Genomic DNA, 13318 nt, shown 5'->3' on the forward strand with positions numbered 1-13318 from the left:
TCGCCCGCGCTGAACGACGGCCTTCCCGATGATCTTCGACCCGCCCCTGATCGAGGCGCGGCTGATCCGCCGCTACAAGCGCTTTCTGGCCGACGTCACGCTCAAAGATGGTCGTGACATCACCGTCTCGGTGCCCAACACCGGCTCGATGATGGGGCTGACGACGCCCGGCTCCCGCGTGTTCCTGTCGCGCTCGGACGATCCCAAACGCAAATACGCCCACCGACTCGAACTGGTCGAGGCGGACGGCACGCTGGTCGGCATCAACACAGGTCTGCCCAACCGGCTGGCCGCCGAAGCGATCATGGCGGGTCTGGTGGGCGACCTCGGCGCCTATCCGACGATCCGGCGCGAGCAGAAGTACGGCACGAACTCCCGCATTGATCTGCTGCTGGAGGACCCGGCGCGCGGTCGCGCCTATGTCGAAGTCAAGAACGTCCACCTGATGCGCGAACGCGGCCTTGCCGAATTCCCCGATACGAGGACCGCGCGCGGCGCCAAGCACCTGCGCGAACTTGGCGCCATGGCCGAGGCGGGCCACCGTGCCGTGATGGTCTTCGTGATCCAGCGCGCCGACTGCGACCAGTTCCGGCTGTGCCGCGATCTCGACCCCGACTACGCGGCCGAATTTGATCGGGCGACGGCGCGCGGGGTTGAAGCTTTCGCGGTTCGGTGCCAAATCTCGACGAATGCCATCCTGCCCGACGCGCTGCTCCCGATCGACGAGCCGCTCGCGGGCGCGGCCTGATCGACCTTCCGGGCGGACCCGACCATGGTGACCTATCTCGACGCTGCCGTTGCTCCGGTGAAGAACACCGGCCAGATTCGCCTGCACGGCGAAGAGGGCTTTGCCGGCATGCGCAAGGCCGGGGCCCTGGTCGCCGAGGCGCTCGACGCGGTTGCCCCGCTTCTCGAACCCGGCACCACGACCAACCGAATCGATCGGTTCCTGTTCGAGTTCGGCATGGACCACAACGCCGTTCCGGCGACGCTGAACTATCGCGGCTACACCAAGAGTTCGTGCACCTCGATCAACCATGTCGTCTGCCACGGCATCCCGAACGACAAGCCGCTGCGCGACGGCGACATCGTCAACATCGACGTGACCTACGTGCTCGACGGCTGGCATGGCGATTCTTCGCGCATGTACCCGGTCGGCCAGCCCAAGCGCGCCGCCGAACGGCTGATGGACGTCACGCATGAATGCCTGATGCGCGGCATTGCCGCCGTCAAACCGGGCGCCCGGATGGGCGCGATCGGCGCCGCCATCCAGAGCTTCGCCGAAGCCGAGCGCTGCTCGGTCGTGCGCGACTTCTGCGGCCACGGCATCGGACGCCTGTTCCACGACGCGCCGAACGTTCTGCATTACGGCCGCGCCGACGAGGGTGCCGAGATCAAGCCGGGCATGATCTTCACCATCGAACCGATGATCAATCTGGGCCGCGCCCATGTGAAGGTCCTGTCGGACGGCTGGACGGCGGTCACCCGCGACCGGTCGCTTTCGGCGCAGTACGAGCACACGGTCGGCGTCACCGGGGACGGCTGCGAGATCTTCACCCTGTCGCCCGGTGGCCTGGACAAGCCGGGCCTGCCGATCGCGCGGTAGACCATGGCCGATGAAGGCGACGAGCATGACGAGCGCGCCGCCTTCCTGCGTGAAGCCCGTGACAACACGCCGTTCGCCCGCACAAAGGCAACGCGAACGCCCTCGCCCCATGCCGGCCATCGCGAACGGCTGCGCGCCCGGTTCGCCAAGGCGGGCGCCGACGCGCTCGCCGACTACGAATTGCTCGAACTTCTCCTCTACCGCTCCATTCCCCGGCGCGACACCAAGCCAATCGCCAAGGCGCTGATCGCCCGGTTCGGATCGTTCGGCGCGGTGCTGGGCGCGGACCCGGCCCGCATCGCCGAAGTGACCGGCATGGGTGAATCGAGCGCGCTCGACCTCAAGATCGTCGCCGCCTCGGCGCGGATGATGGTCCGCCAGGGCATCGACGACCGGCAGGTGCTGAACTCCTGGTCGGCGGTGATCGACTATTGCACGGCCGCCATGGCGCACGAGAGCCGCGAGCAGTTCCGCGTTCTGTATCTCGACAAGAAGAACGGGCTGATCGCCGACGAGGTCCAGCAGACCGGCACGGTCGACCACACGCCGGTCTATCCGCGTGAGGTCCTTCGCCGTGCGGTCGAACTGCACGCCACCGCGATCATTCTCGTGCACAACCACCCTTCCGGCGATCCGACGCCCTCGCGAGCCGACATCCAGATGACGAGGAAGATCGTCGAGGCGCTCGAACCGCTCGATATCGTCGTGCACGACCATGTGATCATCGGCAAGTCCGGCCATGCGAGCCTCAAGGGGCTGGGGCTGGTGTGAATGCGCGCGCTCCTTCTCCCCGCGGGCGGGGAGAAGGTGGGCCCGAGCGCAGCGAGGGGTCGGATGAGGGGCAGCGCAACCGGTTGCCTCAGCCCCTCAAGGGGAAGGCCAGTTTCCTTGCTTCACGTCATCCCGGAACCTGATTCCGGGATCCATCATCTATCCCGGCGCCGTGGATTCCGGGGTCAAGCCCCGGAATGACGGCTTCATCGGGCGGTCGGCGAAAACACTTCACAACGGAATGTTGTCGTGCTTCTTCCAGGGGTTTTCGAGGTCCTTGTTGCGCAGCAGCCGCAGCGCACGGGCCACCCGGTTTCGCGTGGAGCGCGGCATGATCACCTCGTCCACATAGCCGCGCTCGGCGGCGACGAACGGCGAAAGGAACCGGTCCTCGTAGGATCGTGTGTGTTCGGCGATCCTGTCGGGATCGCCGGCATCCTTGCGGTGGATGATCTCGACGGCGCCCTTGGCGCCCATCACCGCGATCTGCGCGCTCGGCCAGGCATAGTTGATGTCGCCGCGCAGATGCTTGGACGCCATCACGTCATAGGCACCGCCGAACGCCTTGCGGGTGATCACCGTCACCTTGGGCACGGTCGCCTCGCCATAGGCGAACAGCAGTTTCGCGCCGTGCTTGATCAGCCCGCCATATTCCTGGCTGGTGCCCGGCAGGAAGCCCGGCACGTCGACGAAGGTGACGATCGGGATCGAAAACGCGTCGCAAAAGCGCACGAACCGCGCCGCCTTGCGGCTGGCGTCGGAATCGAGCACGCCCGCCAGCACCAGCGGCTGGTTGGCGACGAACCCCGTCGTCCGCCCTTCCATCCGGCCGAAACCGGTGACGATGTTCTTTGCGAAGTCGGCCTGGATTTCGAAGAAGTCGCCTTCGTCGATCGTCTTCTCGATCAGTTCCTTGATGTCGTAGGGCTTGTTGGCGTTGTCCGGCACCAGCGTGTCGAGCGACGGATCGTCCTCGCCGATCGGCTGGTGCGTCTGCAGTTCCGGGATCGGGGCCGTGTTCGACGAGGGCAGGAAATCGACCAGCCGACGCATCTGCAAGAGCGCGTCGACATCGTGATCGTAGGCCCCGTCGGCGATCGACGATTTGGTCGTGTGCACCCGCGCTCCGCCCAGTTCCTCGGCGGTCACGGTCTCGTTGGTGACGGTCTTGACCACATCGGGGCCGGTGACGAACATGTAGGAGCGTTCGCGCACCATGAAGATGAAGTCGGTCATTGCCGGCGAATAGACATCGCCCCCCGCGCACGGGCCCATGATCACCGAAATCTGCGGTATGACACCCGAGGCGAGGATGTTGCGCTGGAACACTTCGGCGTAGCCGCCGAGCGCTGCCACCCCCTCCTGTATGCGGGCGCCGCCGGCATCGTAAAGGCCGATGATCGGCGCGCGGTTTCGCAGCGCAAGATCCTGCACCTTCTGGATCTTCTGGGCGTGGGTTTCCGATAGCGAGCCGCCGAAGACGGTGAAATCCTTGGCGAAGACGAAAACGGCGCGCCCGTTCACCGTGCCCCAGCCGGTGACGACGCCATCGCCCGGTATCTTGGTCTGGTCCATACCGAAATCGGTGCAGCGGTGCTCGACGAACATGTCGAACTCCTCGAAACTGCCCGCGTCGAGCAGCACCGTCAGCCGCTCCCTTGCGGTCAGCTTGCCGCGCCCGTGCTGCGCGTCGATGCGCTTCTGACCGCCGCCGAGCATCGCGGTCGCCCGGCGCTGTTCGAGTTCCTCGATGACCTCTTTCATGCCTGCCCGTCCCTTGCCGCCTGTGCGTCCGGATGGCTAGCAGGCCGCACCGGCGCCGCAAAGCCGCCTTTCGGACTATCCCGAAAGCGCGCCGACCATGCGCTCGGCCGCTTCCATCTCGCGCCACCGCCGAGCGCGCATGGCACTGGCTTCGGCATCCTCGCCCCATTGGGCGATGTTGAAATCCTCGTCGACATGCGCCGCTTCCCACGCCTCGGCCGCGCTCCACTCGCCCCGGAACGTGCCGAAGGCAAGGATCGCCGATCCGGTCAGCGTCGTCATCGAATGCAGCGCGGCGAGCGCGACCGGATCGTCGATCTGCCTGACGAGCGCGCCCAGCGCGGCCAGCGTCTCGCGCGGCTGGGCGACGTGCATGACGCCCTCGGCCAGAACGAAGCGCGCGCCGGCCTGCCGCTCGGCCCAGTCGAGCAGGCCATCCCATTTCGCGCGCTGCGCCTCGACAAGCGTTTCGGGTGCGTCCGCCCGGTAGCACAGAAGATCGGTTCCGAAGAACCGGATGACGTCCTCGACCACCGCCTGTGGGTCGGCGGCGACGCCGTCGATCGCCGTATTGACCAGACGAAAGGCGGGCATGGTCGCCGGATCGAGCGTTTCGCCCTGGGCGGCGAATTCGTCGGCGACGATCCGCGCCGCCGGCTCGGTCGCCAGCGCGATGATCGTCCGGCCGGGCGTTTTCGCGGGTCTGCCATCGAGATGGACGGCGAACCCGTCAGCCTCCGGAGCAATCCCGGCCGTCTTGTAGAAGCGCCTGGGCAGCGGCGCGCGCATCGCCTCCTGCGCCGCCTTGACCGGATCGCGTGCCTCGGGCCGGCCCGCGTCGAGTTCGTTGAGAATGTCGCGCATGGTGCGAACTCCGTTTCGGTCCCAGATAGTCCCCCACCCCGGCCCGAGACAAGCGCCCGATGCATTTCGCCTGCGATCGTCGGCTGTGCCATAGTGCGGCCTGATTCGGGGCTTCACGAACAAGCATGGCAATGGACGACACAGGCGACCTCTTCGGCACTTCGCAAACACCGGCCGAGCGGCAGGCTCCGGCGCGCAAGCCGGCCCCGAAACCGGCGCCGGTGGCCACCGGCGATGGCGGCTACGACGCCTCGGCCATCGAGGTGCTCGAAGGTCTGGAACCAGTGCGCCGGCGTCCGGGCATGTACATCGGCGGCACCGACGCCAAGGCCCTGCACCATCTGTTCGCCGAGGTCATCGACAATTCGATGGACGAGGCGGTGGCCGGACACGCCACCTTCATCGAGGTGTCGCTCGACGCCGACGGTTCGCTTACCGTCACCGACAATGGCCGCGGCATCCCGGTCGACCCGCACCCCAAGTTCAAGGACAAGTCGGCGCTCGAAGTGATCATGACGACGCTGCATGCGGGCGGCAAGTTCGACGGCAAGGCCTACGAGACCTCGGGTGGCCTGCACGGGGTCGGCGTCTCCGTCGTCAACGCCCTGTCGGATCAGCTCGACGTCGAGGTGGCGCGGGGCCGCAGGCTCTACCGCCAGCGCTTCGCGCGCGGCACGCCGCTCGGCCCGATCGAGGATCTGGGCGAGGTCCACAACCGGCGCGGCACGAAGGTGCGGTTCCACCCAGACCCGGAGATCTTCGGCGAAACCGCGAAGTTCGACCCTGCGCGACTGGCGAAGATGGCCCGGTCGAAGGCCTATCTGTTCGGCGGTGTCGAAATCCGGTGGGAATGCGCCGAGGAACTGGTCGCGCCGAAGGATCGTGACAAGACCCCGCTGAAGGCGACCTTCCACTTCCCCGGCGGGCTGAAGGACTATCTCGAGGCCTCCCTGCCCGGCGACCACCGCATCGCCGACACCATCTTTTCCGGCCGGACCGAAAAGACCGGCGGACATGGCGCGGTCGAGTGGGCGATCACATGGCACACGGGCGACGGGTTCGTGCACTCCTACTGCAACACGATCCCGACCGGCGAAGGCGGCACGCACGAGGCCGGCCTGCGCCTTGCCATGACGCGCGGCCTGAAGGCCTATGGCGAGATGACCGGCAACAAGCGTGCTTCGGTCATCACAACCGAGGATGTGATGATCTCGGCGGCCGCGATGCTGTCGGTTTTCGTGCGCGAACCCGAGTTCGTCGGTCAGACCAAGGATCGTCTTGCGACGATCGAGGCCCAGAGGATCGTCGAGCAGGCGCTGCGCGATCCGTTCGACCACTGGCTGACCGCCTCGCCGCAACAGGCAAACCGGCTGCTCGAATGGGTGGTCGACCGTGCTGACGAGCGGCTGCGTCGCAGGAAGGAAAAGGAAATCAACCGCAAGAGCGCGGTGCGCAAGCTGCGCCTGCCGGGCAAGCTGGCGGACTGCTCGCAGAACTCGGCCGCAGGCGCCGAGATCTTCATCGTCGAGGGCGATTCGGCCGGCGGCTCGGCCAAGCAGGCCCGTAACCGCGCGACCCAGGCGATCCTGCCCCTGCGCGGCAAGATCCTCAACGTCGCCTCGGCCGGCCGCGACAAGCTGACCGCCAACCAGCAGATCGCCGACATCATCCAGGCGCTCGGCTGCGGCACCCGCTCGAAATATCGCGACGAGGATCTGCGCTACGAACGCGTGATCATCATGACCGACGCCGACGTCGACGGCGCCCATATCGCGTCGCTGCTGATCACCTTCTTCTTCAACGAGATGCCGGAGCTGATCCGCAACGGTCACCTGTTCCTAGCGGTGCCGCCGCTCTACAAGCTGACCCAGGGCGGGCGCACGCTCTATGCCCGCGACGACGCCCACCGCGCCGAACTGATGGAGCGCGAGTTCAACGCCAAGGGCAAGGTCGAGGTCTCCCGCTTCAAGGGGCTTGGCGAGATGCTGCCGAAGCAGCTCAAGGAAACGACGATGGACCCGAAGAACCGGGCACTGCTGCGTGTCGAGGTCGACGAGATCGACACGGCCGGCACGCGCCGCACGGTCGACGACCTGATGGGAACCAAGCCGGAGGCGCGCTTCCGCTTCATCCAGGACAACGCCGCCTTCGCGCGCGACCTCGATATCTGAACCGCGCCGACGTTTCGTCCCCGGCGCAAGCGACTTCAGGCGGCGGCGAGATCGCGGGCATGCGCCCGGGCATTGTCGCGCATGGCGTCCAGATGGATCGATCGCAGCAGGCCCAGAATGTCGTCGTTCGCCGCATCGCGCCGGCCGGCGGTCTCGCGCTCCATGCGTTCGAGCACGCGCCGCGTGATCTCCTGCACCCCGGCCGAAAGGCGCCCCACGGCGACATCGCGCCACAGCGCAACCGCCTGCACGAAGACCGGCTGAACCGTGTCGGCGAGCCCGGCATTGGTCAGCAACGCGCGCAACTGGTTGGTGCGCTCGTTCACCAGGATCGCCGTGACGCGCTGTGGCGGCACGTCCGCGAGCGAGGACAGCACCGAGGCAAGAAAATCGATCTGGCCGCGACAGACCGCCCGCACCAGCAGGACGGTCGTCAGGTCGCCATGATCGCGCATCGGGTCGACCAGCGCGGCGCAGCCCGCCGTGTCGAGCTGCGCCATGAGCGCACACAATGCCTTCTGCTCACCATCGCGCACCAGATGATCGGCCATTTCCGGCCCCGCGACGGCCCGGATGAAGGGACTTTCGCCGAGCGCCTGGCCGGCCGCCTTCATCAGGCGGTAGCGAAGCTCCGGCGGCAGGTCGCTGCGTTCGAGCAGCGCGCCGCGCAGGTTCGCATGGCCGGCAAACCGGTCCACGATCATGTCGAGGCAATCGCGGCACACGCGGGCATTGGCGTTGCCGACCAGTTCGAGAACCGCATCGGCAGCGCCGTGCCTGCTCAACGCACGCGCCAGCGAATTCGACACTTCCGCGCGGCCGGCGATCAGGCGCTGCAGGGCCGGCGGCGATGTGCGGGCACGTTCGATCAGGTCGCCGTCATGGATCACCGGCGACCGGGCGATGACGATCGCGGCGATGTCGATCTGGTCGTGAACCAGCGCGGTGACGATCTGTGCCGGCGCGCGGGCGCTGCCCGAAAGCGCCTCGGCCAGCGCGAACCGCACCTTCGGGGAAGGATCGTCGAGCAGAAGCGTCAGCGCCGCCTCGGCCGCGATGCGGTCGTCGATATCGAGGTCGGACTGGAGATAGGCCCGCGCGAGCGCCGAAGCCGCCGCCGCGCGGCGCGCCACGTCCGCTGAGTCCTTCCATTTCAGGAAATGCCGAACAATCAATGCCGTAAGCCCCGTCGCCGAAAGATGAACCGACGCTAGGAGCAAATGGTTTACGTTTGGTTCACCATGCCAGTTGGGACTTCGGTAACCGTGCGGCCTGCGCCGCACACGTCAGGCCGAACCGTCGTAGGGCCCTTCGTAATGCGAGATCAACGCGTCCAGATCGGGCCGCGGCCGGTCCGGAATCGGCGTGTCGTAGTCGCCGATATGGACGACGGCCGCCATCCGCTCGTGCGGCGCAAGGCCAAGGATTGCCCGGCCTTCGGCGTCGTCGCTGTACCAGCCGGTCACCCAGTTGACCGCAAATCCCGCCGCCGTGGCGGCCGTGACGAGGTTCATCGCGACCGCACCGGCCGACAGGAACTGCTCCCATTCGGGGATCCGCTCGTGCGACCCGGCCGTCGAGACCACGCCGATCGCCACCGGCGCGCGTCGCAGGCGATTGCGCTCGCGTTCGAGGTCATCGGCGCTGGTCTCCGGATCGCGTGCCGCGACCAGCGCGGCGAGGGCGTCGCCGATTCGCGCGCCATCGTCCGGCCGGTAGATGACGAAACGCCAGGGCTCGAGCCGGCCGTGATCGGGCGCCCGGGCGGCAATCGCCAGCAGCCGGCGCAGCATCGCATCGTCGGGACCCGGACCGCGGAATTGCGTAAGCGGCACCGATTTGCGCCGCTCGAGGAACGATAGGACCTCCTCGTGGCGTTCGCCGGGCTGGATCAGGGACATCGAGCGGGACATGGGACCTCCGTCTTGGCGCACGTCCTATGCGACAACGGCCTTGAAATTGCCACCGCTTTGGGCTGTGACACTTGGCCATGATGCATGCTTCGATGTTTCCCCCGGCCCGCGCGGGCCTTGCCGCGATCGCCACGCTGCTGGCCGCGCTCTTGTGCCCGTCGACGAATGCCGGCGCACAGGAGACCGACGACGGCCTGCCGCCGATCGAGGTTCCGGCAGATGCGGCCGCGACCCTGCCCGAACTCGACCTGCCCGGCCTGACCAGCTACGCGCCGGCCGATCGTGTGGCGCCGCTGACCGGTGCGACGGCGGGCGAACTGTTCCTCGAGGCCAAACTCAGCGAGGAAGGCGCGACGGTCGGCAACGGGCTCGTCTGGCGTATCTTCGACACCCAGGCCGGACCGGACGGCACCTTGCCGCTGATCGCGACCGCTCAGGGCGGCGCGGCGCAGTTCGCGCTCGAACCGGGAAGCTATCTCGTGCACGCCGCCTTCGGGCGCGCCAGCGCGAGCGCCCGCGTCTCGATCGGACAGGAAACACGCCGTCAGACCATGGTGCTGAACGCGGGCGGGCTGAAGCTCGACGCCTCCCTGCCCGACGGCAGCGCGGTGCGACGCGGCAAGCTCGCCTTCGACATCTTCGACATGAACGCCGATGGCGAACGCGATCTGATCCTGCCGGGGGTGCCGCCGGGCAAGACGGTCCGGCTTCCGGCGGGCACCTACCATGTCGTCTCGCGCTATGGCGACGTGAACGCCAACATTCGCGCAGACCTGCGTGTGGAGCCGGGCAAGCTCACCGAAGCCGCGATCGAGCATCGCGCCGCGCAGGTCACGCTCAACCTTGTTCGTTCAGAGAACGGCTTCCCGCTGGCCGATACCGCATGGTCGGTGATCGGCGCATCGGGCGAGGTGCTGTTCGAGGATGTCGGCGCCTACCCCACGATGATCCTCGCCTCGGGCGAATACACCGCGATCGCCAACCACCGCCAGAACATCTACCAGCACAATTTCCAGGTCGTTGCGGGTCGGGACGTGACCGTGCGCGTCATGGCAACCGACGCCGCTCAATAGCCGCCGCACCCGATCGACGGCGTCTCAGCCGCAGGGGCCGGCGTTGAGCTCTTCGACATGGGCGCCGCCGCGGCCGCTCGGGTCGAGCCGGAAGACGCTGTCGTGCAGGTGCTGCAGCAACTGCTTGCGGTCGCGGTACTGAGCCAGTTCGTCCCATGGCATGACATCGCCGATCCACGCCTTGATCTGCCGACCGTAAAGGCGCTGGAACTCGCGGATCAGCAACGACGTCCGCAGCGTCAGCGAAAACTGGCTGACCAGATGGAACACGCGCCCGTTCTGCCCCTCGAAATAGACCGGAACGACCGACGCGTTGGCGGCCTGCACGAGCTTGGCGACGAAAACCTTCCACGGCAGGTCGCGCGCCCGACCGAGCCCCTTGGGCGCGGTGGCGACGCCGCCGGACGGGAAGATGACGATCGTCACGCCCTCCTTGAGCAGCCTGAGCGCCTCCTGGCGCGTCTTGAGATTAAGCGCCAGCGCTTCCTTGTTCTCCTCGAACGAGATCGGCAGCGAATAGGGCTTGAGCTCGGGAACCTTCAGGAGATCGTTGTTGATGATGACGCGGAACGGCCGGCCCAGCCGCTCGGCCAGCGACAGGAACGCGATTCCGTCGCCGATGCCGTAGGGATGATTGGCGACCATGACGAGCGGCGTGTCGGGCAGGTCCTCGGGCGGCCAGCGCCCCCCGCCCGCCTCGAGCCGGACCTCGATGAGGTTGAGCATCTCGGTGAAGACATCGTCACGCTTGCCGAAGATCTCGCTGCGCCAGAACTCGTAGAGTTCGGCCAGCCGGTCGCGGCCCGACATGTTCTCGACCGTATGGATGATCCACCGCTTGACCGGCGGATCGGTCGGCCGCGCATATGACAGTTCAGCGAAGCGAACGTTCCGTGTCATGGTCTTCGATGGCATGCCCCTTCGAAATGGTGCGCTTGTGTAGCAACTCAAGGCGATCGTGTCCCGCAAAAGCGGAACACGATCACGCATGATTTATGCTGCAGCGCGCGCCTTCGCCTGCCGCCTGCGGCGAAGATCGGGAGGCGTGGCCTCGTCCGACAGGCTCTCGACCACCGCATCGAAGCCGAGCGTCGACTGATCGCGCGAACCGAGCCGGCGGATGGAGACCGTGCGCTCCTCCGCCTCGCGGCGCCCGCACACGAGAATGACCGGCACCTTGGCGAGCGAGTGCTCGCGCACCTTGTAGTTGATCTTCTCGTTGCGAAGGTCCGTCTCGACGTGAAGCCCGGCCTCCCGCAAGGCCTCGGCCAGTTCCTCGGCATAGGGGTCGGCTTCGGACGTGATCGTCGCGACGACTGCCTGCACGGGCGCCAGCCACAGCGGCAGGTGGCCGGCATAGCTTTCGAGCACGATACCCAGGAACCGCTCCATCGAACCGCAGATGGCGCGGTGGACCATCACCGGCCGCTTCTTCTCGGAATCGGAGTCGATGTAGAACGCGCCGAAGCGTTCGGGCAGGTTGAAGTCGACCTGGGTCGTGCCGACCTGCCATTCGCGGCCGATCGCGTCCTTGAGCGTATACTCGAACTTGGGTCCGTAGAACGTGCCCTCGCCCTCGTTGATGCCGGTCGTGATGCGGTCGTCCTCGGCCGCCATGCGTTCGAGCGAGGTCTTCAGGATGTCCTCGGCATGGTCCCACATGGCGTCGGTGCCGACGCGCTTTTCGGGCCGCGTGGCCAGCTTGACCTCGACCTCCTCGAAGCCGAAATCGGCATAGACCGACATCATCAGATCGTTGATCTTCAGGATCTCGGCCTCGAGTTGCTCCTCGGTGCAGAAGATATGCGCATCGTCCTGGGTGAAGCCACGCACGCGCATCAGCCCGTGCAGGGCGCCCGAGGGCTCGTAGCGGTGCACGACGCCGAACTCGGCCAGCCGGATCGGCAGGTCGCGATAGCTCTTAAGGCCGTGCTTGAAGATCTGCACGTGCCCCGGGCAGTTCATCGGCTTGAGCGCGAACGTGCGCTGGTCTTCCACTTCCGGGTCGGCCGAGCGCACGCCGAACATGTTCTCCTTGTACCAGCCCCAGTGACCGGACGTTTCCCAGAGGTCCGAGACCAGCACCTGTGGTGCGTTGACCTCTTCATAGACGCCCTCGAGGCGCCGCCGCATGTAAGCAACGACCGTCTGGAAGATGCGCCAGCCCTTGGCGTGCCAGAACACCGTGCCCGGCCCCTCTTCCTGGAAATGGAACAGGTCCATCTCGCGTCCCAGGCGTCTGTGGTCGCGCTTTTCGGCCTCCTCGATCATGTGCAGATAGGCGTCGAGCTGGTCCTGGCTGGCCCATGCTGTGCCGTAGATGCGCGAAAGCATCTCGTTGTTGGAATCGCCGCGCCAGTAGGCGCCGGCCACCTTGGTCAGCTTGAACGCATTGCCCACTTGGCCCGTCGAGACCATGTGCGGGCCACGACACAGGTCGAACCAGTCGCCCTGGCGGTAGATCTTGACGTCCTCGCCTTCGGGAATGGCGTCGACGAGTTCGACCTTGTAGCGCTCGCCCATGTCGGCGAAGACCTCCTTGGCCTTCTCGCGCGGCCAGATCTCCTTCTCGAAGCGCGCATTACGCTTGATGATCTCGGCCATCTTCTTTTCGATGACCGGCAGGTCCTCGGGCGTGAACGGCTCGTTCTTGGCGAAATCGTAGAAGAAGCCGTTGTCGATCACCGGGCCGATGGTGACCTGCGTGCCGGGCCACAATTCCTGCACCGCCTCGGCCATCACGTGCGCCGCATCGTGCCGAATCAGCTCCAGGGCGCGCGGGTCCTCGCGGGTGACGATCTCGATGGCGCCGTCCTCGACCGGATCGGCAAGATCGCGCAGGCGCCCGTCGAGCGCGATGGCGACGGCCTTCTTGGCGAGCGATTTGGAGATGGATTGCGCGACGTCCGCGCCGGTCGCTCCGGGGGGAAAGACGCGTTCGGAGCCATCGGGGAAAACAAGGGAAACGTCGCCGGTTGCGGCCATGTCTGATCTCCTTTCCAGTCCCGCATACAAGCGCGGGTGGTTCTGTTGCATCGCGCAGATAGGCGATTGCATGGCCGAGGTAAACCCGGGCCCGGCTGGCCGGGCCGCACATTGCCTCATACGCCCGCCGCGTCGATAAGAGAGGCGGAGACGGGTCCTGAGGGGAAAGAG

The 13318-nt window shown here is 66.6% G+C and carries 11 protein-coding genes; 5 read left to right on the forward strand and 6 right to left on the reverse strand.

The annotated features are described in order from the left end of the window. The first annotated feature begins 28 nt into the window (after positions 1 to 28). From sfsA to radC, 3 genes are read left to right on the forward strand one after another with little or no spacing between them, the layout of a single operon-like run. On the forward strand, positions 29 to 748 hold the full coding sequence (sfsA, locus tag E0E05_RS09815; protein ID WP_131616547.1) for a DNA/RNA nuclease SfsA: 720 nt from the start codon (positions 29 to 31) through the stop codon (positions 746 to 748). A gap of 24 nt (positions 749 to 772) precedes the next feature. Then, the gene (map, locus tag E0E05_RS09820; RefSeq protein WP_131616548.1) at positions 773 to 1606 is read left to right on the forward strand and encodes a type I methionyl aminopeptidase; all 834 of its coding nucleotides are present in this window, start codon (positions 773 to 775) and stop codon (positions 1604 to 1606) included. Between the two features lie 3 nt (positions 1607 to 1609). Next, positions 1610 to 2377 carry a RadC family protein gene (radC, locus tag E0E05_RS09825; RefSeq protein WP_131616549.1) on the forward strand — a complete coding sequence of 256 codons (768 nt, stop codon included), beginning with the start codon at positions 1610 to 1612 and terminating at the stop codon, positions 2375 to 2377. Positions 2378 to 2608: 231 nt separating this feature from the next. Here radC and E0E05_RS09830 read toward each other — a convergent pair whose 3' ends face one another. Together E0E05_RS09830 and E0E05_RS09835 are read right to left on the reverse strand one after the other, a co-directional pair. Beyond that, positions 2609 to 4141, reverse strand: coding sequence for an acyl-CoA carboxylase subunit beta (locus E0E05_RS09830; protein ID WP_131616550.1), 1533 nt, complete (start codon positions 4139 to 4141; stop codon positions 2609 to 2611). Between the two features lie 75 nt (positions 4142 to 4216). Beyond that, entirely contained in the window at positions 4217 to 5005 is a 789-nt protein-coding gene (locus E0E05_RS09835) for an ATP12 family chaperone protein (RefSeq protein ID WP_131616551.1), read from the reverse strand. Between the two features lie 131 nt (positions 5006 to 5136). Here E0E05_RS09835 and parE point away from each other — a divergent pair, with 131 nt between their 5' ends. After that, a complete protein-coding gene (gene parE / locus E0E05_RS09840; protein WP_131617986.1) occupies positions 5137 to 7176 on the forward strand; it encodes a DNA topoisomerase IV subunit B in 2040 nt (679 codons plus the stop codon). A gap of 35 nt (positions 7177 to 7211) precedes the next feature. Here parE and E0E05_RS09845 read toward each other — a convergent pair whose 3' ends face one another. Both E0E05_RS09845 and E0E05_RS09850 read right to left on the reverse strand, forming a co-directional pair. Further along, positions 7212 to 8309 carry a DUF2336 domain-containing protein gene (locus E0E05_RS09845; RefSeq protein WP_158629331.1) on the reverse strand — a complete coding sequence of 366 codons (1098 nt, stop codon included), beginning with the start codon at positions 8307 to 8309 and terminating at the stop codon, positions 7212 to 7214. A gap of 153 nt (positions 8310 to 8462) precedes the next feature. After that, positions 8463 to 9089: a nitroreductase family protein gene (locus tag E0E05_RS09850; RefSeq protein WP_244597664.1), complete on the reverse strand. Its 627-nt coding sequence runs from the start codon at positions 9087 to 9089 to the stop codon at positions 8463 to 8465. 92 nt (positions 9090 to 9181) lie between these two features. On the opposite strand from E0E05_RS09850, the gene E0E05_RS09855 reads away from it, so the two are divergent. Then, positions 9182 to 10162: a hypothetical protein gene (locus tag E0E05_RS09855; RefSeq protein ID WP_244597666.1), complete on the forward strand. Its 981-nt coding sequence runs from the start codon at positions 9182 to 9184 to the stop codon at positions 10160 to 10162. 24 nt (positions 10163 to 10186) lie between these two features. On the opposite strand, the gene E0E05_RS09860 is transcribed toward E0E05_RS09855, so the two are convergent. Beyond that, positions 10187 to 11062, reverse strand: coding sequence for a lysophospholipid acyltransferase family protein (locus tag E0E05_RS09860; RefSeq protein ID WP_131616553.1), 876 nt, complete (start codon positions 11060 to 11062; stop codon positions 10187 to 10189). 93 nt (positions 11063 to 11155) lie between these two features. Further along, positions 11156 to 13147, reverse strand: a complete 1992-nt coding sequence (gene thrS / locus E0E05_RS09865; protein WP_131616554.1) for a threonine--tRNA ligase — start codon at positions 13145 to 13147, stop codon at positions 11156 to 11158. Positions 13148 to 13318: the final 171 nt, after the last annotated feature.

Source organism: Roseitalea porphyridii (assembly GCF_004331955.1).
GTDB classification, from domain to species: domain Bacteria; phylum Pseudomonadota; class Alphaproteobacteria; order Rhizobiales; family Rhizobiaceae; genus Roseitalea; species Roseitalea porphyridii.

Coding starts and splice junctions, on each gene's coding strand:
- E0E05_RS09830 (WP_131616550.1), bottom strand. CDS start 4,141: ATGAAAGAGGTCATCGAGGAACTCGAACAGCGCCGGGCGACCGCGATG.
- E0E05_RS09855 (WP_244597666.1), top strand. CDS start 9,182: ATGTTTCCCCCGGCCCGCGCGGGCCTTGCCGCGATCGCCACGCTGCTG.
- map (WP_131616548.1), top strand. CDS start 773: ATGGTGACCTATCTCGACGCTGCCGTTGCTCCGGTGAAGAACACCGGC.
- E0E05_RS09835 (WP_131616551.1), bottom strand. CDS start 5,005: ATGCGCGACATTCTCAACGAACTCGACGCGGGCCGGCCCGAGGCACGC.
- sfsA (WP_131616547.1), top strand. CDS start 29: ATGATCTTCGACCCGCCCCTGATCGAGGCGCGGCTGATCCGCCGCTAC.
- radC (WP_131616549.1), top strand. CDS start 1,610: ATGGCCGATGAAGGCGACGAGCATGACGAGCGCGCCGCCTTCCTGCGT.
- E0E05_RS09850 (WP_244597664.1), bottom strand. CDS start 9,089: ATGTCCCGCTCGATGTCCCTGATCCAGCCCGGCGAACGCCACGAGGAG.
- E0E05_RS09860 (WP_131616553.1), bottom strand. CDS start 11,062: ATGACACGGAACGTTCGCTTCGCTGAACTGTCATATGCGCGGCCGACC.
- parE (WP_131617986.1), top strand. CDS start 5,137: ATGGACGACACAGGCGACCTCTTCGGCACTTCGCAAACACCGGCCGAG.
- thrS (WP_131616554.1), bottom strand. CDS start 13,147: ATGGCCGCAACCGGCGACGTTTCCCTTGTTTTCCCCGATGGCTCCGAA.